18 protein-coding genes and 1 tRNA gene are annotated in these 25,318 nt (G+C 58.0%); 10 read left to right on the plus strand and 9 right to left on the minus strand.

The features are described 5' to 3' along the window. Nucleotides 1–200 precede the first annotated feature (200 nt). The 4 genes from ASD54_RS15110 to ASD54_RS15125 all read left to right on the plus strand — a co-directional run bounded on the left by ASD54_RS15110 (nucleotide 201) and on the right by ASD54_RS15125 (nucleotide 4,211). Nucleotides 201–1,238 (plus strand): polyamine ABC transporter substrate-binding protein, encoded by a 1,038-nt coding sequence (locus ASD54_RS15110; protein ID WP_156379238.1) that lies wholly within the window; start codon nucleotides 201–203, stop codon nucleotides 1,236–1,238. 68 nt (nucleotides 1,239–1,306) lie between these two features. Further along, complete coding sequence (locus ASD54_RS15115) at nucleotides 1,307–2,473, plus strand: ABC transporter ATP-binding protein (RefSeq protein WP_062555401.1); 1,167 nt, start codon at nucleotides 1,307–1,309, stop codon at nucleotides 2,471–2,473. 9 nt (nucleotides 2,474–2,482) lie between these two features. Next, nucleotides 2,483–3,391 (plus strand): ABC transporter permease subunit, encoded by a 909-nt coding sequence (locus ASD54_RS15120; RefSeq protein WP_062555402.1) that lies wholly within the window; start codon nucleotides 2,483–2,485, stop codon nucleotides 3,389–3,391. A 1-nt stretch (nucleotide 3,392) separates the two neighbouring features. Continuing rightward, nucleotides 3,393–4,211, plus strand: coding sequence for an ABC transporter permease (locus ASD54_RS15125; protein ID WP_062555403.1), 819 nt, complete (start codon nucleotides 3,393–3,395; stop codon nucleotides 4,209–4,211). A gap of 7 nt (nucleotides 4,212–4,218) precedes the next feature. Here ASD54_RS15125 and ASD54_RS15130 read toward each other — a convergent pair whose 3' ends face one another. After that, entirely contained in the window at nucleotides 4,219–6,072 is a 1,854-nt protein-coding gene (locus ASD54_RS15130; RefSeq protein ID WP_156379232.1) for an AsmA-like C-terminal region-containing protein, read from the minus strand. Between the two features lie 139 nt (nucleotides 6,073–6,211). On the opposite strand from ASD54_RS15130, the gene ASD54_RS15135 reads away from it, so the two are divergent. After that, entirely contained in the window at nucleotides 6,212–8,164 is a 1,953-nt protein-coding gene (locus ASD54_RS15135; RefSeq protein WP_062555501.1) for an acetoacetate--CoA ligase, read from the plus strand. 261 nt (nucleotides 8,165–8,425) lie between these two features. Here ASD54_RS15135 and ASD54_RS15140 read toward each other — a convergent pair whose 3' ends face one another. Next, a complete protein-coding gene (locus ASD54_RS15140; protein ID WP_244484770.1) occupies nucleotides 8,426–9,994 on the minus strand; it encodes an iron ABC transporter permease in 1,569 nt (522 codons plus the stop codon). 168 nt (nucleotides 9,995–10,162) lie between these two features. After that, nucleotides 10,163–14,068: an ATP-binding protein gene (locus ASD54_RS15145; RefSeq protein WP_062555502.1), complete on the minus strand. Its 3,906-nt coding sequence runs from the start codon at nucleotides 14,066–14,068 to the stop codon at nucleotides 10,163–10,165. 235 nt (nucleotides 14,069–14,303) lie between these two features. Here ASD54_RS15145 and ASD54_RS15150 point away from each other — a divergent pair, with 235 nt between their 5' ends. Together ASD54_RS15150 and ASD54_RS15155 are read left to right on the plus strand one after the other, a co-directional pair. Next, entirely contained in the window at nucleotides 14,304–14,750 is a 447-nt protein-coding gene (locus tag ASD54_RS15150; protein ID WP_062555406.1) for a phasin, read from the plus strand. Between the two features lie 142 nt (nucleotides 14,751–14,892). After that, a tRNA-His gene (locus ASD54_RS15155) sits at nucleotides 14,893–14,969 on the plus strand. 23 nt (nucleotides 14,970–14,992) lie between these two features. On the opposite strand, the gene ASD54_RS15160 is transcribed toward ASD54_RS15155, so the two are convergent. Next, on the minus strand, nucleotides 14,993–15,880 hold the full coding sequence (locus ASD54_RS15160; protein ID WP_062555407.1) for a LysR family transcriptional regulator: 888 nt from the start codon (nucleotides 15,878–15,880) through the stop codon (nucleotides 14,993–14,995). Between the two features lie 105 nt (nucleotides 15,881–15,985). Between ASD54_RS15160 and ASD54_RS15165 the strand changes: the two genes are divergently transcribed. Beyond that, a complete protein-coding gene (locus tag ASD54_RS15165; protein ID WP_062555408.1) occupies nucleotides 15,986–17,482 on the plus strand; it encodes a CoA-acylating methylmalonate-semialdehyde dehydrogenase in 1,497 nt (498 codons plus the stop codon). A gap of 232 nt (nucleotides 17,483–17,714) precedes the next feature. On the opposite strand, the gene ASD54_RS15170 is transcribed toward ASD54_RS15165, so the two are convergent. The 3 genes from ASD54_RS15170 to rirA all read right to left on the minus strand — a co-directional run bounded on the left by ASD54_RS15170 (nucleotide 17,715) and on the right by rirA (nucleotide 20,444). Then, entirely contained in the window at nucleotides 17,715–18,374 is a 660-nt protein-coding gene (locus tag ASD54_RS15170) for a TetR family transcriptional regulator (protein ID WP_244484759.1), read from the minus strand. A 483-nt stretch (nucleotides 18,375–18,857) separates the two neighbouring features. Then, complete coding sequence (locus ASD54_RS15175) at nucleotides 18,858–19,886, minus strand: AbrB family transcriptional regulator (protein ID WP_062555409.1); 1,029 nt, start codon at nucleotides 19,884–19,886, stop codon at nucleotides 18,858–18,860. Nucleotides 19,887–19,973: 87 nt separating this feature from the next. Then, nucleotides 19,974–20,444 (minus strand): iron-responsive transcriptional regulator RirA, encoded by a 471-nt coding sequence (gene rirA / locus ASD54_RS15180; protein WP_062555410.1) that lies wholly within the window; start codon nucleotides 20,442–20,444, stop codon nucleotides 19,974–19,976. Nucleotides 20,445–20,662: 218 nt separating this feature from the next. Between rirA and ASD54_RS15185 the strand changes: the two genes are divergently transcribed. Then, entirely contained in the window at nucleotides 20,663–21,655 is a 993-nt protein-coding gene (locus tag ASD54_RS15185; protein WP_244484771.1) for a Fe(3+) ABC transporter substrate-binding protein, read from the plus strand. A gap of 69 nt (nucleotides 21,656–21,724) precedes the next feature. Here the strand turns inward: ASD54_RS15185 and ASD54_RS15190 are convergent, their stop codons facing one another. Then, the gene (locus ASD54_RS15190; RefSeq protein WP_062555412.1) at nucleotides 21,725–23,029 is read right to left on the minus strand and encodes an FAD-binding oxidoreductase; all 1,305 of its coding nucleotides are present in this window, start codon (nucleotides 23,027–23,029) and stop codon (nucleotides 21,725–21,727) included. 11 nt (nucleotides 23,030–23,040) lie between these two features. Continuing rightward, nucleotides 23,041–24,288: an FAD-binding oxidoreductase gene (locus tag ASD54_RS15195; RefSeq protein ID WP_062555413.1), complete on the minus strand. Its 1,248-nt coding sequence runs from the start codon at nucleotides 24,286–24,288 to the stop codon at nucleotides 23,041–23,043. Nucleotides 24,289–24,455: 167 nt separating this feature from the next. On the opposite strand from ASD54_RS15195, the gene ASD54_RS15200 reads away from it, so the two are divergent. After that, complete coding sequence (locus ASD54_RS15200; RefSeq protein WP_062555414.1) at nucleotides 24,456–25,283, plus strand: manganese catalase family protein; 828 nt, start codon at nucleotides 24,456–24,458, stop codon at nucleotides 25,281–25,283. Nucleotides 25,284–25,318 lie beyond the last annotated feature (35 nt).

The raw sequence follows: 25,318 nt of genomic DNA on the forward strand, positions 1-25,318 counted from the left end.
GTGCGCTGCCGAACATTTAGGCTTGTGGCACACCTTTTTCCTTTCTACTCTTCTGAAACGACGTAAAAATTCCGGGCGCGTTTGACGCGAAGCCGGAGAAGAATGGAACAGGAGTTGTTATGAGACAGACCACCTTGCGCCTCGTCGCTGCCGGCGCCGCTTTGGCAACGACAATCCTCACGACCTCCGCCCTGCCAACCATGGCGTTGGCGCAGGAACGCGTGGTTCATGTCTACAACTGGTCTGACTATATCGATGAATCGATCCTGGAGGATTTCACCAAGGAAACCGGCATCAAGGTTGTCTATGACGTCTTCGACAATAACGAGATCGTCGAGACAAAGCTTCTGGCAGGCGGCTCGGGTTACGATGTCGTGGTACCCACCGGGCCATTCCTCGCCCGTCAGATCAGCGCCGGTGTCTTCCAGAAGCTGGACAAGTCCAAGCTGGCGAACCTCTCCAACATGTGGCCGCAGGTCATGGAGCGCCTGGCGAAGTATGATCCTGGCAATCAGTTTGCCGTCAACTATATGTGGGGCACCACCGGCATCGGCTACAATGTCGACAAGGTAAAGGCGGCTCTCGGTGATGTTCCCATCGATAGCTGGGATGTTCTCTTCAAGCCGGAAAACGCCAAGAAGCTGAAGGGCTGCGGCATCAATATCCTGGATGCGTCCGACGAAACCTTTGCAATTGCCATGAATTATCTCGGCAAGAACGCCGACAGCAAGGCCTCTGCCGATCTGGTGGCCGGTGGCGAGGTCTACAGGAAGATTCGCCCCTATGTGAAAAGCTTCAACTCTTCGGCCTATATCGATGAACTGGCGAACGGGGATACCTGCATCACCATCGGCTGGTCGGGAGACATTCTCCAGGCAAAGAAGCGCGCGGTTGAAGCCAAGAACGGCGTCAAGGTGAACTACGTCATCCCGAAGGAAGGCACCTATATGTGGTTCGACAACCTGGCGATCCCGGCAGATGCCAAGCATGTCGAGGAAGCGCATGCCTTCATCAACTACCTCATGAAGCCGGAGGTGATAGCCAAGGCCTCGAACTTTGTTCAGTACGCCAACGGCAACCTCGCCTCGCAGAAGTTCATCGATGAATCCGTTGCGAAGAACCCGTCGGTCTATCCGAACGAGGCAACGCTCGGAAAGCTCTTCACCATCTCGCCCTACGATCCCAAGGCCCAGCGCGTCCTGAACCGCGAGTGGACGTCGATCAAGACCGGCAAATAAGCGTTGAACGAACACATTGCCGGAGGTTCCGGCAATGTGAAATTGTTGGGTGAAGCAGGGGCTCGGGCATGGCCAGATCTTTGGGACCGGTAAAGCGCAAATTCTCTCCCTGGACCGAGCCGCATGCCGTGCCCTTCATCCGCTTTGAGAATATCACCAAACGTTACGGCGATTTCGTTGCGGTCGATAACCTGTCGCTCGATATCTATGAGCGGGAATTCTTCTCGCTCCTGGGGCCGTCGGGCTGCGGCAAGACCACGCTGATGCGCATGCTGGCGGGCTTTGAAGCGCCGACCGAGGGACGCATCCTGTTGCAGGGTAAGGATCTCGCCAACACGCCACCCTACAAGCGCCCCACCAACATGATGTTTCAGAGCTACGCGCTCTTCCCGCACATGACGGTCGAGAAGAACATCGCTTTCGGCCTGGAGCAGGATGGCCTGCCGAAAGGCGAAATTTCGGCGCGTGTCGATGAGATGCTGAAGCTGGTGAAGCTGGAAGCCTTCGCCAAGCGCAAGCCCGCACAGCTTTCCGGCGGACAGCGGCAGCGTGTTGCGCTGGCGCGCTCGCTTGCCAAGCGCCCGAAGGTTCTTCTGCTGGACGAGCCGCTGGGTGCTCTCGACCGCAAGCTGCGCGAGGAAACGCAGTTCGAACTCATGGATATCCAGCACACGCTCGGCCTGACATTCCTGATCGTCACCCACGATCAGGAAGAGGCGATGACCGTATCTGATCGGATCGCGGTCATGGACAAGGGTGTTGTGATGCAGGTTGCAACGCCTGCCGAAATCTATGAGGCGCCCAACACCCGTTATGTTGCCGAGTTCATCGGCGATATCAACATTCTGGAATGTGCCGTTATGGCAAACACGGGCGAGGTCCTGCAGCCTGGTCATCCACCTGTCGTCAGGCTGGATAGCCAGGGCGTTTCCATCGCCGTGGAGCAGGAATGTGCTGCCGCTACAGGCGCATCCGTCGCCTTCGCCATAAGGCCTGAAAAGGTCCGCATCGCGCTGGATCAGCCCGTCGATGTCAGTGTCAATGCGGTCCATGGCGAGGTCTGGGATATAGGCTATCTGGGAGATTTTTCCGTCTTTCTCGTCAAGCTTGCCGATGGGCGTGTCGTCCGTGCGGCGCAGGCCAATGTGTCGCGTCTCGTTGATCGGCCCATCACCTTCGGCGACATGGTCTGGCTCACATGGCCGCTTGATGCCGGCCTTGTCTTGACGCGCTAGGGTGAAGCCATGGCAGAGATTGCAGCCCCGACCCATCGCAACCCCGCCCGCTGGCTCGTCGTGGCCATACCCTACATCTGGCTTGTGCTGTTCTTTGCCGCGCCCTTCTTCATCATCCTGAAGATATCCCTGTCGGATACGGCCATTGCCATGCCGCCCTACACGCCGGTCTTCGAAGGTTTCGGTGACATCGGCTCGTTTTTCGCCGGGCTGGATCTCGATAACTACAGCTTCCTGACCGAAGATCCTCTCTATCTCGATGCCTATCTCTCCTCCCTGCGCATTGCCTTCATCTCGACGCTTCTGCTTCTGCTGATCGGATACCCCATGGCGCTGGCCATGGCGCGGGCACCCAGCACGATCCGCCCAACGCTGATGATGCTGGTCATTTTGCCCTTCTGGACCTCCTTTCTCATTCGTGTCTATGCCTGGATCGGCATCCTGAAGCCGGAGGGGCTGCTGACACTTCTGCTCCAGACGCTCCACATTCTGGGGCCGGACGATCAGGTTCAGATCTATCGCACCGATTGGGCGGTCTTCATCGGTATAGTTTATTCCTATCTGCCCTTCATGGTCCTCCCGCTTTACGCGGCTCTGGAAAAAATGGATGGCACGCTTCTGGAGGCGGCAAGCGACCTTGGTTGCCCGCCCTGGAAAGCGTTCTGGCGCATTACTTTTCCGCTATCGCTGCCGGGCGTCATCGCAGGCTCGATGATCTGCTTCATTCCGATCACCGGCGAATTCGTGATCCCCGATCTTCTGGGCGGCGCGAGCACGCTGATGATCGGCAAGACGCTCTGGACCGAGTTCTTCGGCAATCGCGACTGGCCGCTTGCATCTGCCGTTGCCGTTCTGCTGCTGCTCGCGCTGGTCGTTCCCATCGTCATCTTCCAGAACCAGCAGCGGAAGGTGACGTGACATGAAACCGTCGCGCTTCGACAGCACCGTCCTGACGCTCTGCTTCGCTTTCCTCTATATCCCGATCATCATTCTCATCGTCTATTCGTTCAACGCGTCAAAGCTGGTCACCGTCTGGGGCGGCTTTTCGCTGGAGTGGTACAGGGTGATGTGGAGCAACCAGGGGCTCATGGATGCTGCCTGGGTCACCGCGCGGGTCGGGATGCTGAGCGCGACACTCGGCACGATCCTTGGAACCCTCGCAGCCTTGACGCTGGTGCGCTTTCCAAGGTTCCCGGGACGTATCCCCTTTACCGGGATGATCTATGCACCACTTGTCATGCCGGAAGTAATCACCGGTCTGTCCATGTTGCTGCTGTTCGTGGCCATGAATATCGACCGCGGTTTCTGGACGGTAACGATCGCTCATACCACCTTCACCATGTGCTATGTGGCAGTCATCGTGCAGTCGCGCCTGCTGACCTTCGACAGATCACTGGAAGAAGCGGCAATGGATCTCGGCTGCCCACCGGTCAAGACCTTCTTCCGCATCACGCTGCCGCTCATCGCGCCCGCCATCATCTCGGGCTGGATGCTGGCCTTCACGCTGTCGCTGGATGATCTGGTAATTGCAAGCTTCACGACGGGGCCCGGGGCCACCACGCTTCCCATCAAGATCTATTCGCAAGTCCGCTTAGGTGTGACGCCGGAAATCAATGCCATCTGTACGATCCTGATCGGTCTCGTGACAATCGGTGTAATCTGCGCATCCATCAGCTCAAAGCGAACGGAGCTGCGTCGTATCCGCGACGAGCATGATGCCATTCGCGCGGCAACTTGAAGCTATCTCAAGGCCTTGAGGTTCCCGGGATTTGAAACTGCTCATGCATCGGCCAGATAACCGGATTCGGCCAGGCACCGCCGATGAACAGCCTGTGGCTGGCCACTCCGTTCTCGATTGTGCCGGAAAGCGACAGGCTTCGGGTTTCATAGGGAATGACACCCGCCAGGCTGAGCCGATAGGGTGCGACAGCGATGGATGCGGAACTGAGTTCGGCGCTGCTGCCGTTGATCTTGCCCACCGCTTCCAATGTTTCGAAACTACTGGAACTTTGACCCGCCTGCTGGAGGGAGAAATACGAAGTTCCTCCGGCCAGCGTCATGAGCCTTGAAAGATCGAGTCCCCCAATGCTTCCAGATTTTGCCTGAAAGCGAAAATCGCCAGTCACGTCGTCGGGAGAGGCCTGTAATAGTGTCTTCGATAGCTTCATCCGGGCTTGCAGGCTGCCTGTCCCCGTGATGAATGGTGAAGACCAGGCAAGCGCTTTACCAAGGCTGCCGAGATCGACATCCTTTGCGGCAATCCTCAGCTTGGTGGAAAGCTCCGGCACCTGAAGCAAGGTCAGTTCGCCTGTCAGGCTGCCCTGAAAGAGATCGCTATCCAGAACCTCGATCTGCGTCTGGTTTGCATTCGAAACGATGCTGACTGCCGCATTGTCGAGCGTCACCGGGCCAAGTGCCGCCGAGGCTGCCGAGAACCGCACATCGAGGCCGATCTGGCGTTCGAGAAGCGAGGCCCGCTTGGCTTTGTCCTCGCCAATGGTTTGATCCTCGCTGGCTATAACATGTCCGAGCCGGGCCAGGTCGATGGTATCGAAGGCGAGAGTCCCGGTCAGGCGAGGTGGACTGGACGCTGTCGCCATGGCCAGATCCATGACCCCGGTGCCTTTGGTGCCGTTGGCTGCGACCGAAAGCTGGTCGAAACGCAGAACGTTTCCGATCGTCAGCAGCTTGGCCGTCAGCGAGAAGTTGGTCAGTCGATCGGCGATGTGGACAGGGATATTTCCCCATGTCACAGCCTCTGCGACTTTGGGCACGGAAATCTTCAGGTCACCAGACATGAAGGCATAACGCTGCAGATCTGCGGCGCCGCGGAAGCTTGCTGTTACCAGCGGAGACTGCAGTGTGGCATCCACCTCGCTTCCCCTTCCGGCAAGCAGCAGCAGCGGGTTCACGGCGCTGACATCCAGCGATACAGGCTCATTGTTTGCGATAGCCTCGATTCGCAGGCGAGCAGACCTTGAGAGCCGGGGCCAGTCGAGGCTGCCCTCGATCTTGTCGATCAGAATAGAGCGTCCGGTCCGGTCTTCTATCCGCAGAGAGCCCGAAACGATCGAAATGTCGCCGATCACCGGGTCGCGTTCAAGCTGCAACTGGTTGTCAACGGCAGACTGAGACTGTCCGAGTCTGTGCAAGGTTTGGCCAAGAACGCCATCTGAACTCCAGTTCAACGACCCATCCTGATTTTGGCGCAGAAGGACCTGCGGCTCCGTCAGAGTAAAGTCCTGAAACACAGGTGTTCCCCGCAGTGCCTCCCAGATGCTGAACCGTGCCGACAGCGATGTCACATGGCCAAGTATGGGAGCATCGGGTCTGTCTTCTTGGCGGATGGCGATATCATCAATCTTGACAACCGGTCGGGGCCAGAAGCTGAGCGAAGGCGTTCCTCGGATGACCACATCATGGCCCAGCCATTCCTCGACTGCGCTTTCCATGCGCTCACGAACGAGATCGGAGGAAACAAGCAGCGGCGAAAGCAGGCGGAACAAAACCAGCAAGACAAGCACGAGCCCACCCGCCGCAAGGGCAATTCGGACCGGCATGGTACGGAGCAGGTTCTGGTACATAGACTGAGTTTTCACGTGTTTAGATTGTGTCGCATTGTCGTTTGCCTTGTGGGTTACCGGATTTATTGCTGCCTTGCAAACAACAGCGGCTCGAGCTCTTTATCTTGCAGTGCAACATGCTATAGCTTGGCGATCAGGGTGGAGGTGTATGCTGATGACAATTGAAATGCCGCTTTGGACGCCGAGCGAAGACTTCAAGAACGCGCAGCCATTGTCGCGTTTCATGACATGGTTGAGCGAGCGCGAAGGGACAACATTCCCGGATGTGGATGCACTTCATGTCTGGTCGGTGGAGAATCGGGATAAATTCTGGTCCGCCATCTGGGATTTTTGCGGTGTCGAGGGCGAGAAGGGGGAGCATGCGCTGATCGATGACGGTCGCATGCTGGAGGCCCGTTTCTTTCCCGATGCGCGGCTGAACTTTGCCCAGAATCTTCTCAGGCAATCCGGTGAAACTGATGCCCTGATTTTCCGGGGTGAGGACAAGGTGTCCTATCGCTGGGGTTGGGATGAGTTGAAGGGTCGAGTCTCCCGTCTGCAACAGGCTTTTGCGGCAATGGGCATAGGCGAGGGAGATCGCGTTGCAGCCATGATGCCGAACCTGCCGGAGACCATCGCCTGCATGCTTGCGGCAACGTCCCTCGGTGCCATCTGGTCGTCATGCTCCCCTGATTTCGGTCCGCAAGGCGTGCTCGACCGGTTTGGTCAGATCGAGCCGAAGCTGTTCATCACCTGCGACGGCTACTGGTACAATGGCAAGCTGCAGGATGTCTCTGCCAAGGTGCGGGATGTGGCTGCCGAACTCAAGGTGCCAGTTCTGGTCGTTCCTTATGCGGGAGATGCCGCCGCATTGGCCGGGTCAATCCCGAATGCCCGGACGCTGGAGCAGTTTGTTGAAGGTTTTGAGGTCCGGCCGCTTGAGTTCCGGCAGCTTCCCTTTTCGCACCCGCTCTACATCCTGTTCTCCTCCGGCACCACCGGAGTTCCGAAGTGCATCGTGCACTCTGCCGGCGGAACTCTCTTGCAGCATCTGAAGGAACATGTGCTCCACTGCGGCATCCAGCCTGGCGACCGTCTGTTCTACTTCACCACCTGCGGCTGGATGATGTGGAACTGGCTGGCTTCCGGCCTCGCCGCTGGTGCAACGCTCTGCCTTTTCGACGGGTCCCCGTTTGCGCCGAACGGAAGCGTGCTATTCGATTACGCTGCAGAAGAGAAATTTGCGGTTTTCGGCACCTCCGCCAAATATATCGACGCGGTTCGGAAGAGCGGTCTGGAGCCGTTGAAATCACACGATCTGAGCGCCTTGCGTCTGATCACCTCAACGGGATCACCTCTCTCGCCGGAGGGTTTCACCTTCGTCTACGAGGGCATCAAGCGGGACGTGCATCTGGCGTCCATCTCTGGAGGCACCGACATCGTGTCCTGCTTCGTGCTTGGCAATCCGCTCAAGCCTGTCTGGCGCGGTGAGATCCAGGGGCCGGGTCTTGGACTGGCGATGGATGTCTGGAACGATGACGGGCAATCCGTGCGCGGCGAAAAGGGTGAACTCGTCTGCACGAAGGCTTTCCCCTCAATGCCGGTGATGTTCTGGAACGATCCGGACGGCAAGAAATATCGCGCCGCCTATTTCGAGCGTTTCGACAATGTCTGGTGCCATGGCGACTTTGCCGAGTGGACGAGCCATGGCGGTCTCGTCATTCATGGACGTTCGGATGCAACGCTCAATCCCGGCGGTGTGCGCATCGGCACCGCAGAAATCTACAATCAGGTTGAGCAGATGCCGGAAGTGCTTGAAGCGCTTTGCATCGGTCAGGACTGGGACGATGACGTCCGTGTCATCCTCTTCGTGCGCCTGGCCAATGGCTACACGCTCGACGACAATCTGGTGGCGGCCATCAAGAACCGGATCCGTACCGGCTGCACACCGCGGCATGTGCCAGCCAGGATCATTGCGGTTACGGATATTCCCCGCACCAAGTCTGGCAAGATCGTTGAGCTTGCCGTGAGGGAAGTGGTTCATGGTCGTCCGGTGAAAAACAAGGAAGCCTTGGCCAACCCGGAAGCGCTGGATCTCTTTGCCGATCTGGATGTGCTAAAATCGTGAATCGAAATGGATTTGTTTCATTGTGGGGCGAAATTGTCATCTGGTGAACCAACGATCCATCCATCATAACAAGGTGTCGTATTTTAATGTCTTGTTAAGGCGCAGAGGAGACGATCAGGTATCGGCCCATGAGGCGGCAAGAGAATTGTCCCTATGGGTCGCTCCGGAGATAATCCATCAGCATACCATAAACTCAAAGGCAGCCCCGGCTGCCTTTTTTTCTGTCTGCCATTGGGTTTTTGGCAGTGTTGTTCCTGATTCTCAGCGCTCCATTGTTCTGGATACAAAAAGAACCGGAATGAGACCGACCAGCACGATGATGAGGGCGGCGACGGAGGCATCTTCCACTTGCGCTCTCGATGCATCCTCATAGACCAGCGTCGCCAGCGTGTTGAAGTTGAAGGGGCGCAGCAGGATCGTGGCGGACAGTTCCTTCATGGTCTCGACGAACACGAAGAGGCCGGCCGTCAGCAGCGCTGGCCGCATGTTTGGCAGAAGGACGAACAGCAAGGTTTGTCGTCGGTTTCGGCCCAGCGTTCTTGCCGCCATATCGAGATGCGGCGAAAGCTTCTGGAAACCGGCATCCACCGTGCCCTCCGCCATCGTCAGAAAGCGCACGCTGCAGGCATAGAAGATGGCGAAGCCGGAGCCCGAAAGAAGCAGGCCCGTGGAAATGCCCAGATGCGCACGCAGGATCGCGTCCAACGTGTTGTCGAAGGCGGCAAGCGGAAACAGGACGCCGATTGCAAGCACGGTTCCCGGCATGCCATAGCCGAGTGACGCGATACGACCTGCCAACCGGGTAGAATGGCTTGTGTCCTTGCGGTGCGTGTAGGCAAGCATGAAGCCGATCATCACCGTTGCCAGTGCTGCGGCGCCCGAAACCTGCACGCTGTTCCACAAGGCCTTGATCAGTTTCGGTTCTGCAAGCAGTTCCAGCCGGATGCTTGCATAATGCATCAGCATTGCGAAGGGGAGAAGGAAGCCCAGCGCAACAGGCAGAAGACAGGCGACAGCGGCCAGCGAGCCGCTCCCGAAGCCAAGCGGACGCCGCACATGGTCATTCACGCTGGATGTCGTCCTGTTTGCGGAAAAACGCTGGCGACGCCGTGCGATCCGCTCGATGGAAATCAGAACAATAACAACGGCAAGCAACACGAGTGCCAGCTGTGCAGCACCGGACAGACTACCGCGGTTGAGCCAGCTGTCGTAGATCGAGAAGGTGATCGTGTTGACGCCGAGATATTCAACCGCGCCGATATCATTCAGCGTTTCCATCGCGACAAGGGTCAGGCCGATCACAATGGCGGGTCTCGCCATGGGGAGCTGAATTCGCCAGAGCGTTCGCCAGAGCCCCGAACCCAGCGTGCGCGCCACATCGCTTGCCGCCCGCCCCTGCATCAGGAATGTCGCCCGGCAAGCGAGATAGATATAGGGGTAAAGCACGCTGGACAGGATCAGCACGGCGCCACTGAGCGACCGGATGTCTGGAAACCAGTAGTCGCGAGCTGTCTTGAAGCCAAGGATCGACCGGAGTGCCGTCTGGAGAGGCCCTGTGTAGTCAAGGAATTCCACGAAGGTATAGGCTGCGATGTAGGAGGGGATCGCAAGCGGCAAGACGAGCGCGACCGACAGGATGCGCCTGAATGGAAACTCGAACGTGGTGACGAGCCATGCCGTCGCAATACCGAAGAGGGCGCTGAGCACTCCGGTCATGCTCACGAGAAGAAGCGTCCGGCTCGCGGCCTTTGGCAGCACATTGACGAAGACATGAGACAGGCTGTCCGTACTGCCGGAAACGGCGATCCAGACCACCGCACCGAGCGGCATGGCCGATATCAGTGCGATGAGCACCGCCAGGACGGCGAGCGAGCGTGTCTCTTCCTTCACCACGCGCGGATAATCATGACTGGCTGGAGGCAAAACCGGCATCCCTTCTTCGTCCGGTCCCTCTACATCAAGACATCAGGAATCGGAATGCCGTCCTACGCGATCCGTTCAATTCGCCAGCACACGCGGCGAGGGGAAGGTGATCTCGACCAGTGTTCCTTCGTTTGGTGCCGAATGGATGGTAAACACAGCGCGATTGGCGTCTACCATAGCCTTCGTCAGAGGAAGACCAAGCCCGGTTCCGTCACCACGCTTCCGAGACGCACCGGCCACCTGCCGGAACGGCTTCATCGCCAGTTCGAGTTCGGAGCGTGTCATCCCGATGCCCGTGTCGCGCACCCGCAGCACCACGCTTCCATTGGTCTCGTAGGACGTGGAAACCACGATCTGTCCCCCGGACGGCGTGAAGCGAATGGCGTTGGACAGGATGTTGAGGACGATCTGCTTGACCGAGCGAAGATCTGCCACCACCGGAGGCACAGAATGGCTGAGCGCTGTGCGGATGATGACGCGCTGGGTATTTGCCTGCGGCTGAACAAGCGAGACAGCTTCGGCAATCGTCTCGTTGAGGCCCACCGAGACGAAATCCAGTTCCATCTCTCCCGCCTCGATCTTGGAGATATCCAGAAGATCGTTGACGATATCGAGGACATGGCGTCCTGAGCGGCCGATGTCGTTGGCGTATTCGATGTAGCGTGCGTGTCCGATAGGGCCTAGCCGCTCGGTCGCCATCATGTCGGCAAAGCCTATGATTGCGTTCAGCGGTGTGCGGATCTCGTGGCTGACATGCGCGAGGAAGTCGCTCTTGTGGGCGTTCGCCGTTTCGGCTGCGCGCTTGGCGCTGCGCAACTCGTCCTCGGTCCGCTTCCACTGGGTGATATCGCGAATGACCGCGCAATAGCCATTGGAGGACGTCAGTTTGCCGATTGTCATGAAAAGCGGAACGAAACCACCGCCCGCTTCACGCCCGATCACCTCACGCCCATCGTTCAACAGGCTGACGACGCCGTGGCTGCTGAGACCATGCAGGTAATCGAGAACGGATTTCTGACTCTCATGGGCAAACAGCATGACGAACGGCTTTCCGCTGGTCTGCTCGTTATCATAGTTGAACAGCGCGTTGGCGGCCCGGTTCATGGAACGGATAGTTCCGTCAGCACCCATCAACACAACGCCGTCTGTCGCGGTATCCAGGATTGCCCGCAATTCCTCGACTTCGACCTGCAGGCGGGAAATCTCGCCTGCCTGCCGCGTGTGCTCTTCAAGCGCCTCCGCTGACATAGCCGGTGCCGCGTCTGCGGAAGGCTCTGTCATTTCCACAGTGGCCTGGCTCGGCATCAAGGCGAGAATGAGAGCCGTTGCGCCATCGTAGCGAACGGATTGCAACCGCGCCGCCACGGGAACGATGGAATCATCCTCGCGAACCACAACCATCCCGCCCGCTTCGTGCGTCTTGTCGTCGAGATCCTGACGCTGCAAAAGCGCATCGAGACCGCCCACGGCATTAAGATTATCAAGACCCGCATAGCCCGTGAGGCGCAGGAACTCCGGATTGGCATGGATAAGGGTGTCGCCGCTATGGACCAGCAGAGCGACTGGCATCTGATCGATGATCTCGGCTGTCAATTCCGGCCGGGGACGCAAGGGAATGGCCTGCGCGTAGGCTTCTGCAAGCGAGATTCGGTCATCGTCGGCAGCGGTCTCGTCATCCTTTACCGCTTCATTTTCTTCTGCCTGCACGTCGGGATCGGCTGAATCGACAGGCTCGTCAGATAGCTCGAGATCGTGCTCGACAGGCTCCGGAAGGTTGTCCGTGCCGGTTTCTTCTGGCTGAGGCGTTGCGGCATCCAAAACCGGCTCTTCGTCAGCTTCGAGCAGCGAGCGGGGCGCAAAGGATGCGGCCGAAGCAGAAGCAATCGGCGCTACATTACTATCTGCCTCTGCCTCTGTCTCGGGAGTGTTCACTGCCTGCACGTCGCTCGGCTTCGGATCCTGCTGTTCCTCAGCTGTGACTTTCGGCTTTTCCGTTTTCGGATCCTCACCGCGGCGAAACGCGTCCAGCTTCCGGGCGATCTCGCGAAACGCTGCCTGTTCGCCCGCCGTCAGGCCATCCTGCAGATTGCTCCGGCGTTCGTCGAAACGGATAACCTTGTCGGAATAACGCAGGCCCGGATTTTCGATAATGCGCAGAACGGGCTTTTCGAATGCGGGCAGGGGGATCGGAGTATTGATTGCAGCAGGCGCGTCAGTCGGTGTAGCCCTCTCGTCGCCTTCCTCTGGAACCCACTCGTCCAGCTCGACATAATAGGCCTCGACCTCTTCCTCCGTTACCGCGTCATCAGTGGTCGCGCTCTCGTCCGTCGTCTCAGCGATGGGTTGCGATGCATCCGCATCAGCCGGTTCATCGCCCGCCATTTGAGAAGCGGCGTCGTCGGACTGCGGCACGGTTTCGGCTTCAACCTCTGTTGTCGCAACCTGCGCGTCTTGAGATTCCGCCGCAATGACAACCGGTGTCAGCTCAAGGTTCTCGACCGTTCCATCGCCATTCGCTGCGTCGTTCGTTGCGTCTGGCGCTTCTTCGGCTGCGCTCTCATCCTGCGTCGCATCCTCTGCAATCACCGGATCCGAACCGGTTTCCAGGAACGTCAGGCCGATTGCGTTCTCGTCCTCTTCCGCGTCCGCAAGCCGGATGATGCCAAAACCCCGGAAGCCATCGAATTCCCGATTGCGCGAATAGGTTGGAAGTGCTGCCAAATCGATGGGCACGACTGCCGATGTACCCTCCACAGGCCACCAGATTGTCTTGCCGGACCAGGTGTCACGCCGATTCAGCAATTCGGCAATCTTTCCTTCCGGATCGAGATTGAACAAGGCAGCCACGTCCGTGAAGGAAAGGCCGACGATTTCTGCGGCGTGCGGCCCAACGGATGCGGCCAATTCCGGCGAGATCTCGCTGAAATAGCCATCGGCATCGATTTTCCAGACAAAACGCGTGGCACGCGTCTCGCGGCGCAACGACCGGTGGATGGATACTGGCTCTGTTGCCGGGCTCTCCAGGTCGCTGGCGTCAGGAATGAGCGCGCTGTTTGCGACGCTCTCTTTCAGGGGTTCGACAACCGCTGCTGAAGTCTCCGTCTCGTCAACGATGTCTGCATGGTCTGCCGGATCTTCATCGCCCTGCGACACGAAGTCTGGATCCTCGTCGAGTTCCTCCTCCATGTCATCGATGGAAGTTACGGCATCAAGCGCCGTCTCGAATGCAGCGTCCGCGACAGTGCCGCTGGCGGTCGGTTGATCCGCGACACGATCCTCCGCGACTGCAGTCTCTGTTTCAACCGCTTCGACGGTCGGGGAGGGTTGAACAAGCATCACAAGGTAAAGAGCTGGCTCATCGCTCAGGCGCGCAATGGCTGTCGGAAAGCTTCCGAAATCGGTCGGTACGGCGCGTTTGATAAGCCGGTCCGGTCCGGACCCGGCAAGCCTCACCAGCAACTGTATCGTCTGGGAAGACAAGGCAAGCCCGGAAAAGCCGGACGAGGCGGTGATTACGTCCCCCTGATGTTCCAGAACGGCCATATGGGTGGAAGGGTCATCGAAACCCTGCAGCATCTGGCTCGCGCTGGTCAGGCTTGCCGGTTGCGCCTCGCCAGCCGGGACCGCAAGAAGCACGGCATGTTCGCCGTTCGGAAGGGAAATGAGTTCCAGATTCGCTTGTACGGTCACCCGGTCAAAACCCGCAGTCATGCGAATGAGAAAACTGCGCGTGTCTCCGGTGTTCTGCAAGGGGCGCGCGCTGGCCTTGGCCTGCCTGAAGGTCAGGTCGGTTGCGGGCGGCCCCTGTTCGATCAGATCATAAATGCTGGCCTGGCCGAAAAGCTGCGCACCGGCCCCATTGGCCCAGATCACCTCATCCATTGCAGCCGAGAAGATGATCACCGCTTTGCCCGCGGCATAGTTCAGCCTCACGCGCTCATGCACGGCAAGATCAATGAATGGGTACTGTACAGAGGACATGAAGCTTCCTTGCACCGGGACCGTCACCATTTGTTAAGACGGTAGATTAACACATTGTTAGTAACTTCCCAGCCCTCGGGCGTCCATGCGGCAGGGAGAATAAAACCCGAACAGGGTTAATCTGTAAAATCTTATTGTGCGCCGCACAAAAATATTGCAATGCACAACGGGATGGTCTATATAGAAGGTCATGGAGCTTTCCTGATTGGGGCTCACCGAAAAAAGGACAGATCACATGGCATACAGAACTGATGACATTTTCTCGTTCTCGACCTTCGATCCGAGCAAGCTGACGGACAGCTTCCGTGAATTCGCCGAGAAGGGCGCAACGCAGTCCCGCGAAGCCTTTACCAAGATGAAGGACGCTGCTGAAGAAGCGACCAAGGTTGTGGAAACCACCATGCAGACGGCCCAGTCCGCCTCTGTCGAAATCGGCCTGAAGGCCATCGACGCAATGCGCACCAATGCTGACCTGTCGCTGACGCATATGGAATCGCTTCTGGGCGTCAAGTCCGTGGCGCAGTTGATCGAGCTTCAGACGGCCTTCATCCGCAAGCAGGCTGAAGTTGCGGTCGAGCAGGCCAAGGCTTTGCAGGAAACAGCGCGCAAGGTTTCGGAAGACGTGTCCAAGCCTGCCAAGGATGCGGCTGAAAAGGCGATGTCTACTTTCAAGACTGCCTGATACGTATATCCTCCCAAGGATAGGCCGGACATTCGTGTCCGGCCATTTTTGCATGCGGGGCAAAAGAAGGGCTTGCAAAAACAACGCAATCCCCTTATGTCACGCCGCAGAGCAGCGGATCGAACGGTCCGCAGCCTGATGTGCGGTTGTAGCTCAGTTGGTTAGAGCGCAGGTTTGTGGCACCTGAGGTCGGAGGTTCGAGACCCCCCAACCGTACCATTCCCCCTTTATGGTTGACGCTGTTATTCGGTCACGAAACGTGCCCTGTTTTGTCCGACGATCTCCTGTAGAAACGAAACGACGGTCCTGATGCGTGCCATGTCACGCAGGCTCTCGTGATAATTCGTCCAGTAGGCGCGGCGGATTGAGATGGCCGGAAGAATGCGGCGCAGTTCCGGCACCTGGCTTGCGATGTAATCGTGCAGGATGCCGATACCAGCGCCTGAGCGAACCGCCTCCGTTTGACCGATTGCGCTGGAGATCTCGAAACTGGCATCCCAGTTGCGCATGATTTCACCGGTGAAATTCAGTGACGGGGAAAAGATCAGATCTTCCACATAACCGATCCTTGCATGATGCCGCAGGTCTTCGACATCGCGCGGGGCGTCGTGCCGCTTGAGATAATCCTCGGATGCATAAAGTCCGAGCGTGTAATCGGTCAGGCGGGCGCAGATCAGTCGCCCCTGCGAGGGCTGCTCGACAGTAATGGCAATATCCGCCTCTCGGGAAGAGAGCGAGAAGGAACGCGGAACGGGCACCAGTTGGATGCGCAGGTTCGGATGCCGCCGCATCAGAGGTCCGAGTCTTGGGGCCAGAAATGATACGCCGAAGCCATCCGGAGCGCCAATCCTCACGATGCCGTCGATAGGAGCATCGACATTGCCCGCTCGTGCCTGCGCCGCCAGCATCTCGGCCTCCATGCGTTCCGCCGTGGCATAAAAGGCATGACCCTCAGCCGTGAGATCGCATCCACTGGGCTTGCGGATCAGTAGCCGAGTCCGCAATTGCTCTTCAAGCGCATTGATGCGCCGCCCGAGCGTCGCATGATTGAGCCCGAGCCTCCGGGATGCCGAAAGCAACTGGCCTTCACGAGCGACGGCGAGAAAAATGCGCACATTGTCCCAATCCATTGGTCCTGCCCTGCACTATAAAATTTGCACAATGGATGCGTAAATCATGGTGTTGTCTTGTGCAAATGAAAGCGCATACTGCGGCCACAACACTGGAGGAACACCATGTATCAAATCGGACATTTCATCGACGGCAAGAAGGTTGCCGGTACGTCGGGCCGCAAGCAGGGCATCTTCAATCCCGCGACAGGCGAAGTGCAGGGTGAAGTCGCTCTTGCCAGCCAGGAAGAGCTGAACGCTGCTGTTGCCAGCGCCAAGGCTGCGCAGCCGAAATGGGCTGCCATGAACCCGCAACGCCGCGCACGCGTGTTTATGAAGTTCGTTCAATTGTTGAATGATAACATGGATTCGCTCGCCGAAATGCTGTCGCGCGAGCACGGCAAGACGATCGAAGATGCCAAGGGCGATATCATCCGCGGGCTGGAAGTCTGCGAATTCGTCATCGGCATTCCGCATCTGTCCAAGAGCGAGTTCACGGAAGGCGCTGGTCCGAACATCGATATGTACTCGATCCGCCAGGCTGTCGGCGTCGGCGCTGGCATTACGCCTTTCAATTTCCCGGCCATGATCCCGATGTGGATGTTCGCGCCGGCAATCGCCTGCGGCAATGCCTTCATTCTGAAGCCATCCGAGCGCGACCCTTCGGTTCCGATCCGTCTGGCCGAACTGATGATCGAGGCTGGTTTGCCGGAAGGCATTCTCAACGTCGTCAACGGTGACAAGTCGGCTGTCGATGGCATCCTCACCCATCCGGACATCGGCGCCGTTTCCTTCGTCGGCTCCACGCCGATCGCTCGTTATGTCTACGGAACGGCGGCCATGAACGGCAAGCGCGCCCAGTGCTTCGGTGGCGCTAAGAATCACATGATCATCATGCCGGATGCGGACCTCGATCAGGCTGCCAACGCGCTGATGGGGGCTGGCTATGGCTCTGCCGGCGAGCGTTGCATGGCAATCTCCGTCGCTGTGCCGGTGGGCGAAGATACGGCAAACCGCCTCATCGAGAAACTCACACCCATGGTGGAAAGCCTTCGCATCGGTCCTTATACCGATGACAAGGCCGACCTTGGACCGGTTGTCACCAAGGAAGCGCGCAATCGTATTCTGGGCCTCATCGACAGCGGTGTCGAAGCAGGTGCAAAGCTTGTGGTCGATGGTCGAGACTTCAAGCTACAGGGCTATGAAAACGGCTACTTCGTCGGCGGCTGCCTGTTCGACAACGTGACGCCGGACATGGACATCTACAAGACCGAGATCTTTGGTCCCGTTCTCTCGGTCGTCCGCGCCAAGACCTACGAAGAAGCACTCGATCTGCCGATGAAGCATGAATACGGCAATGGCGTTGCCATCTACACCCGCGATGGTGATGCAGCCCGCGACTTCGCCAGCCGCATCAATATCGGCATGGTGGGCGTCAACGTTCCGATCCCGGTTCCGCTGGCCTATCACTCCTTCGGTGGCTGGAAGTCTTCATCCTTCGGCGATCTCAACCAGCACGGCACGGATTCCATCAAGTTCTGGACCCGGACCAAGACGGTGACCAGCCGTTGGCCTTCCGGCATCAAGGAAGGCGCCCAGTTCGTCATGCCGACGATGAAGTAATCATCACTCGATCAGACCAGAAAGGCGGCTCGCGGAGCCGCCTTTTTTGTGCGTCTTACTGAAGCATGTCGTAGCTAAAACTGTGCAGCGGTTTTGCGACAACGACATGTGATGAAAAAGAGACTTGAAGCGTCAGGAGCGAATCTGAAGGATCGCGACACGCTTTGAAACGAAAACGGCCCCGCCGGTCGGGCAGGGCCATTCAATATACCAGTCAGCGGACGCGTTTACGTCACTTGCTGACGAAACGGCTCAACTGATGACGGATCGACGCCTTGAAATCGGAAACGATCTGGTCGCCTTCGTCGTCTGCGACCTTGATCGCCAGTCGTACCATGCTGACCGTCAGGTGGCACATGACAAAGGCCGTACGAACAAATTCCTCACGCAGATTGGCTGGAACGAAGGCCTCCGAAGCCTTGCAGAACATGTCGGCGATCTGCCGCGCTTCCTTGATGTCGATATCTTCGAGCAGCTTGTCCGCCTGTACGGCATTGATCAGATCCTGAACATGCGGATGGGAGCGCACGAACTTCGCATAAAGCGTGATCATCTCTTCGGCAGCATCGGCAATGCCACCCGCTTCGTTGATCTGCGGCAGCGCGCCGGCCAGGATCGAACGCAGTTGTGAAATGTAACGCTCGTAGAGTGTGGCAATGATTGCCGTCTTGTTGGGAAAGTACTGATAAACGGAAGCAATCGGCCCGCCTGACAGGCTGGCAATTTCCTTCATCGTTACCGCGTCGATCCCCTTCTGGCCGATGAGGTCCATCGCCACCTTCAGGATCTCATCGATCCGCTCGCGGCTCCGTTCCTGCTTCGGAATGCGGCGCAGGGCAAAATGCGAACCTACATCACGCCTGTCGGCCATCTGGTTTCCCGTTGCGTCCATTCTAAGTCTCCCCTCAACAGGTGCGCCTGGCAGCATAACAAGTATTCCTTGCGGAAAGCTTGCGAATGCACGTTTAGCGAAACCCTCTCTCGCATCTTCAACTGGAGAACCCCGTATCGCTCCAGTCATCCCATTCGCCTCGAAGCCAGATCAGATCGAACGATTTAAACTGAACTTCATTGACATCACACATTGCCAGATTGCATCTGACGATCCCGACTGTCCCGCATGTAGCTCGCCGGAACTTTGGAAATCTTAACTTCTTTAGTAAAGAAGAAGCATTCCTCTGTTCTTGGACGCTCATATAGCTTACTGCCCGTGTAAGCTGACGTCTGACAGGTTATCAAAACACAATTTCTGCTTCGCGCCCGCGTCTGCAACGTTTGCGCTTATCTCTGTCAGTACTTCATGTTGTACAGGCGTTCAACTGCGGGAACCCATCAATATCTCATTTTTTGAATACGGTTTTTTGTAGATGATTATTTAGCGCTTCCGGACCCATGCGATCATAGCGGGCATTAGGAATGACAAAAATATAAGTCTTACAATATGATGCGTACCGACATAGGCGGGATCGGCATGCAGTATAATCGCCATGGCGGCCATGGTCTCAAGCCCTCCTGGGGCAAAAGCGATGAGAGCCGCTGACAGCGGAATGCCAAGTATGCGCGATACACCCAACGCAACGGCGACCGAAATGACGCCGGCGATGATGGTGACTGTCAAACCTGCCATACAAGCCGACTTCAGGTCTGATAGGCTAACACCCGCAAATCTTGATCCGATCATGCTGCCGAGAACGACATAAATCGGAATTTGCAGCCATGTCGGGATCCCGCCTTCAACAAGATGGGTAAGGTGCGCCGTGCTGGAGACGACCATTCCGCCAACCAGCAGAGCAGCCGGTACGCGAAGCCTGTCTAGGCCGCGTCCAAGCAGGAAACCCGCCGCTCCCATTATCGACAGAGCAAGAGGGGTGATCGTGGTGGAAGCCACCGGCATTGGCGTGCCAACCGGGGCGCTCATCTCGACAAACAAGGGCACGAGAAGCGTCAAGGCCAAAACTCTCACGCTCTGAATGACACCGACGCTCACGAGATCGCTTTTGACCCCCGCAGCCAGTGCAAGGACATAGCTGAGATGTCCAGGGCAGGCCGCCAGCATGGACGTCATGGGGTCGTATCGGAAGATCGCCTTCAGGACTGCATAGACGATCAGCAGAAGAGCAAGCGACATTGCCGCCAGCGTGATGAAGCTGAGGGGCCATGCCTGTGCCGCTGAAAGAACCTCCGGCGTAACACCCGATCCCATCGACAAGCCGACCGACAGGAAGGCGATGTTGCGTACAAGGTGGGGAACCTTGAGATCAAGCCCGGCCAGACTGCCGAGCGTGACCAGTGCCGCAGGTCCGATGAGATAAGGAGCGGGGAGTGAAAGCGCCGAAGCAATCAGGGCGCCAATCGAGCCAAGAGCGGCGGTGATGGCAACCGGCCAGATATCCTTCGAAAACATTTTCACCTAGCAGCGCTGTGTGGCAGACCAGCCAAGGGGTTAGCCCTCGCGTTCAGCCTCAACCCGGGCGAACGCGCCATGCGGTCATCAGGCCGGCAGAGCGGCACGCGGGCGCGGCGCAAGATCGTCGAGCCCTAGCAGGAAGTTGATCTGGGGACGCGCCTTTACCAGATCGTCGATCGAGTATTCCGTCAGGACGTCGAAGAAGGCATTCAGCGCCTTGCGAAGCGCGGAATTGAGGCCGCAGCTATCGACAAGGGGACATTCGACGGCGCCGTCCTCGAAGCATTCTGCCATGGCAAAACTGTCTTCCGTCACCTTCACGACGTCGAAAAGGGAGATCTTGTCGGCAGCACGGCCGAGGCGAACCCCACCATTGCGGCCGCGGACAGTCTCGATGAGGCCTGCCTTTGTCAAAGGCTGCAGGATCTTGAACAGAAACAGTTCGGAAACGCCATAGGCCTTGGCGATCTCGGGAATGCGGCTCAGGTTGCCATCATTCGCTGCGCAGTACATCAGCATACGTACGGCGTAATTCGTCTGCTTGGTCAAGCGCATGCCAGTCTCCGTGTTTCCGTTCGACACACATATAAGCCTTGAGCTTCTTTTGAACAATTCCAAAATATGAAAATTTTGTTCATCTTAAGGTGCGCCTCACAGGGCCGTGAGTTGACTGTGTTCCTCTTTTCCTGAATGAGCCAGTCCAGAATTATTAGTGGAGGGATACATTCATGAGAAAAATCACGCGCATTGCTCTGGCGGGCGCTCTGGCGCTGATGTCGTCTACGGTCGCTCATGCCGCAGGCGAGGTGAACATCTATTCCTATCGTCAACCGGAACTGATCAAGCCGCTTCTTGATCGCTTCACGAAAGAAACCGGCATTGCAACCAACGTCCTGTTCCTCGACAAGGGACTGGTGGAGCGGATCAAGGCTGAAGGGGTAAACTCCCCGGCGGACGTGATTCTCACCATCGATATCCAACGTCTCACCGAAGCGAAGGATGGCGGTGTCGTTCAGCCGGTGAAGGACAATGCGCTCATCAACAAGGACATTCCGGCGTCGCTTCGCGATGCGGATGGAGAATGGTTTGGCCTCACCACCCGTGGTCGCGTGGTTTATGCCTCCAAGGATCGCGTCGCCCAGTCCGAGATCACCTATGAAGAACTGGCTGACCCGAAGTGGAAGGGCAAGATCTGCATTCGCGATGGACAGCACGCCTATAACATCGCGCTCTTTGCCTCGATGATCGCCCATCACGGTGCAGACTATACGCAGACATGGCTGACGGGTCTGAAGAACAACCTTGCGCGCAAGCCGGACGGCAATGATCGTAGCCAGGCGAAGTCCATCATGGCTGGCGAGTGCGACATCTCGCTCGGCAACACCTACTATGTCGGCCTGATGATGACGAACGACAAGGCGCCGGAAGAGAAGGAATGGGCGAAGTCGATCAAAGTTCTGTTTCCGAACGTCAAGGATCGCGGAACGCATGTGAACGTGTCCGGCATGGCGCTTGCTAAGAATTCTCCCAACAAGGCCAACGCGCTGAAGCTGATGGAATTCCTGGCGTCGGTCGAGGGCCAGAAGATCTATGCCGAGCAGGTGTTCGAGTATCCGGTCATGGCGGGCGCTGAGCCATCCGCAATCGTCAAGTCCTTCGGCACCATCAAGCCGGATACGATTGCGCTGACCGAGATTGCCAAGCATCGCAAGCAGGCATCGGAACTGGTCGACAAGGTGGGCTTCAACGAAGGTCCTTCGAAGTAAGCCTGTCGTAGATCAGATTTCAGTCATCGAAACGCCGGTGGTCACTCCATCGGCGTTTTTTTGCGTCGTTCAGATGCCAAGCCGGTCTCTCAGCCCATACCACCACGCGCCGAGCTGCGTGATCGGCACGCGGAAGCGGCTTCCTCCGGGGAAGGGCAGGTTCGGTAGCGAAGCCCAGACATCGAAGCGTTCCGCATGGCCCGCCACCGCTTCGCCTAGAATGCGGCCCAGAAGATGCGTCGTCGTCACACCGTGACCGCTGTCGCCGTGAGAGAAATAGACGCGCGGTGAGAGGCGCCCGATATGGGGAATACGGGTCAAGGTCAGGGCAAAGTTTCCGCCCCAGGCAAAATCAATGCGCGTCTGGGCCAGTTGCGGGAACGTTTTCAGCATCTTTGGCCGGATTGCCTCGGCGATATCATGCGGATCGCGCCCATCGTATCCGATGCCGCCGCCGTAGAGAATGCGATTATCGGCGGTCCGGCGAAAGTAGTCCAGCACATAGTTTGCGTCCTCGACGCAGAAATCCGCCGGCAGCAGAGACTGCGCCAGCGCTGGATCGAGCGGCTCCGTTGCAATGATCTGGCTAGAGACAGGGAGCACGCGCTCGCTGATCGCCGGAAACTGCGGGGCGAGATAGGCATTGCCGCAGATCAGAACGTATTCACAAGTTACGGAGCCCGCAGCCGTGCGCACGACCGGTCGCTCGCCATCGTCCATCTGCAGAACGCGAGAGCGCTCGAAGATCCGGCCATTCTGCTGTTCGAAGGCCCTCGCTTCTCCAAGAACCAGATTGAGCGGATGAATATGCCCGCCCAGGCGGTCGATCATGCCGCCGGCGTAGCGATCAGTCTGCACATAGGCTCCCACTTCGGATCGCGAGACCATTTCGAGACCGGGATGGCCGTAGCGCTCCCAATCCTGCTTGTGCACCTCCATCTCGCGCATCTGTTTCTGGGTAAAGGCTGCGAAGAAACCGCCCTCCCGCAGATCGCAATCGATAGCGTAGCGGGAGATCCGCTCCCGGATGATCGCGCCGCCTTCGAGCGACATTTCACCCAGCCTGACCGCCTTTTCCTTCCCGTAGCGTGCCGAGATCGTTGCCAGATCCCGACTATAGCCGTTGACGATCTGGCCGCCATTTCGTCCGGACGCACCGAAGCCGATGCGTTCCGCTTCTAGGATGACCACGGAGAAACCCCGTTCGGCGAGAGCAAGGGCTGCCGAGACGCCTGTAAACCCTGCGCCGATGACACACACATCGCATTGCAGATCTTCAGCCAGCGAAGGCCGAATGCGCCTGTCGCGGGCCGATGCCGCGTACCAGCTGTTCGCATGACCAGCATTGTTCGACAGGGCGGATACGGACGTCATTCGGCTCCCCGCTAGATTGCAAATCGCTCCGGGCGATAGGCGGATGCATCCATGAAAGGCTTTTCGCCACAGATGGCTTCTGCAATCAGGCGGCCCGTGACCGGCCCGAGCGTCAGGCCATGATGCGAATGGCCAAAGGCAAACCACAGGCCATCATGACGCGGCGCCTTGCCGATGATCGGCATCATGTCGGGCGTACAGGGGCGCGCTCCCATCCAGGGTTCGCGGTCAAGGCGCTCGCCAAGCGGAAAGATCGTCCGGGCTACAGCTTCGGCGCGCTCAAGCTGCACAGGCGTTTTTGGTGCGTCCCGAAGCGCAAATTCGGCGCCGGTCGTCAGCCTGATGCCTTGGTTCATGGGGGCGAGGAAATAACCGCGTTCGGCATCCATGGTCCAGCCATTCAACACCTTGTTGTCGCGCGTGCCGTAATGCATGTGGTAGCCGCGCTTCACACCGACGAGGAAACGATAGCCGAGCGGTGCCGTGACGGTATCAGACCACGGGCCGAGAGCGATGACGACGTCTTTTGCCTCGATGGTGCCTTCATCCGTCGTCACCCGCCACCCGGCGCCGGTGCGCACAAGCGTCGTCGCATCACCGCGCACAAACCGGCCGCCGAGCCTTTCCAGCAGCTTCACATAGGCCATGGTCAGCGCGTGCGGATCGAGCACCGACCAGGGTTCGACCCATGTCAGGCCACCGACAAAGTCGTTTGAAAGATGCGGTTCCTTCTCGGCCAGTTGCCTGGCATCCAGCACCTTGAAATTCAGGTCGTATTCCCGCTTCAGCCGCTCGGCCTCCCTGACTTCCGCATCCTGTTTGGCCTGTGTGCGGAACGCTTCCGTCCAGCCGTCCTTCTTTATCAGATGCTCGCAATCCGCTTCACGGATCAGGGCGTCGTGTTCGGAGATGGAATGCTCGATGAGAGGCGCATAGGCCTTGGCGATCACCTGATGCCGGCTGACATTCGAATTCCACCAGTACTTCGCCAGAAACTTCGCGACCGATGGAACAGCGCTCAGGTGATAGTGCGCGTCGATCCGGTTGTTCAGCGCATAGCGCAGGATCATGCCGATCTGCTGGGGAAAGCCATAGGGAACAACGCCTTCGCGCTGAATAAGGCCGGCATTGCCATAGGAGGTTTCTTCGCCGGGCCCGCGGCGGTCCACCAGAACAACGGATTTTCCACGTTTCGCCAGATGCACGGCGGTTGAAACGCCGATGATACCCGCACCCAGAACAATTGCATCTGCCGACATGAATGACTGTCTCACGCTGTATTGAATTCGTGGGTGAACATGCGTCCGTGCGGGATCGCTTGCAAACGAAAACTGCAATCGGGGCATCAATCCCTGTTCTTGAATGGGGCACGGAACTTCTGACACGACCTCTTGTTGGGCGGGCTCTCAACAGGAAGGAGAAACTCATGTTTTATACCGACGGAAAGCTGCAATATCCGGTGCGTGTCGAAAAGCCGGATCCGCTGTTTGCCCGTGCGCTTCAGCAGGCGATTGGCGGCGTGGAAGGCGAGATCCGGGTCGCCATGCAGTATTTTTTCCAGGCCTGTGGAGCACGAGGAAATCCCAAGTTCCGCGATCTCTTGATGAATACGGCAGCGGAAGAACTGGGCCATATCGAAATGCTGGCGACAGCCGTTGCTCTCAACATGGAAGGCGCCCCTCTTTCGGAGAGGGAGGCAGTGGCCAAGGATCCCGTAGCCAGCATGGTCATGGGTGGTATCAATATGAAAAACATTCTGTCCGCAGGGCTCTCCGCCATGCCGGTAGACAGTGACGGCGTGCCCTTCAACATGTCGCACATCTATGCAAGCGGCAATATCGCCGCCGATATGACCGCTAATGTTGCGGCTGAATCCACCGGAAGGGTGCTGGCCGTTCGTCTGTACAATATGACGAATGATCCGGGCATGAAGGACATGCTGTCCTATCTGATTGCGCGCGACACCATGCACCAGAACCAATGGCTGGCCGCGTTGGAAGAACTCGGCGGACACCAGGGGGCGTTTCCCATTCCCAACAGCTTCCCTCAGGAAGAAGAAAAGCAGGAATTTTCCTATGCCTTCCTCGGCTTCCAGGCAGATGGAGCGCCGCCTGTTTCCGGGCGATGGTCCGAGGGGCGCTCAATCGATGGCAAAGGCGAGTTTACAAGCACGCCCCTGTCCTCAGCCCTTGGACCGGAACCCGTGCTGGGCAAGGCCAAGCCGGGAAGCGGCGCGCAATCCGAGCAGATGTAATCGTCATCTGCATTTCCGGTCAGGCGTCCGCGCCC

It is taken from the genome of Rhizobium sp. Root149 (assembly GCF_001427345.1).
Taxonomy (GTDB): Bacteria; Pseudomonadota; Alphaproteobacteria; order Rhizobiales; family Rhizobiaceae; genus Neorhizobium; species Neorhizobium rhizoryzae.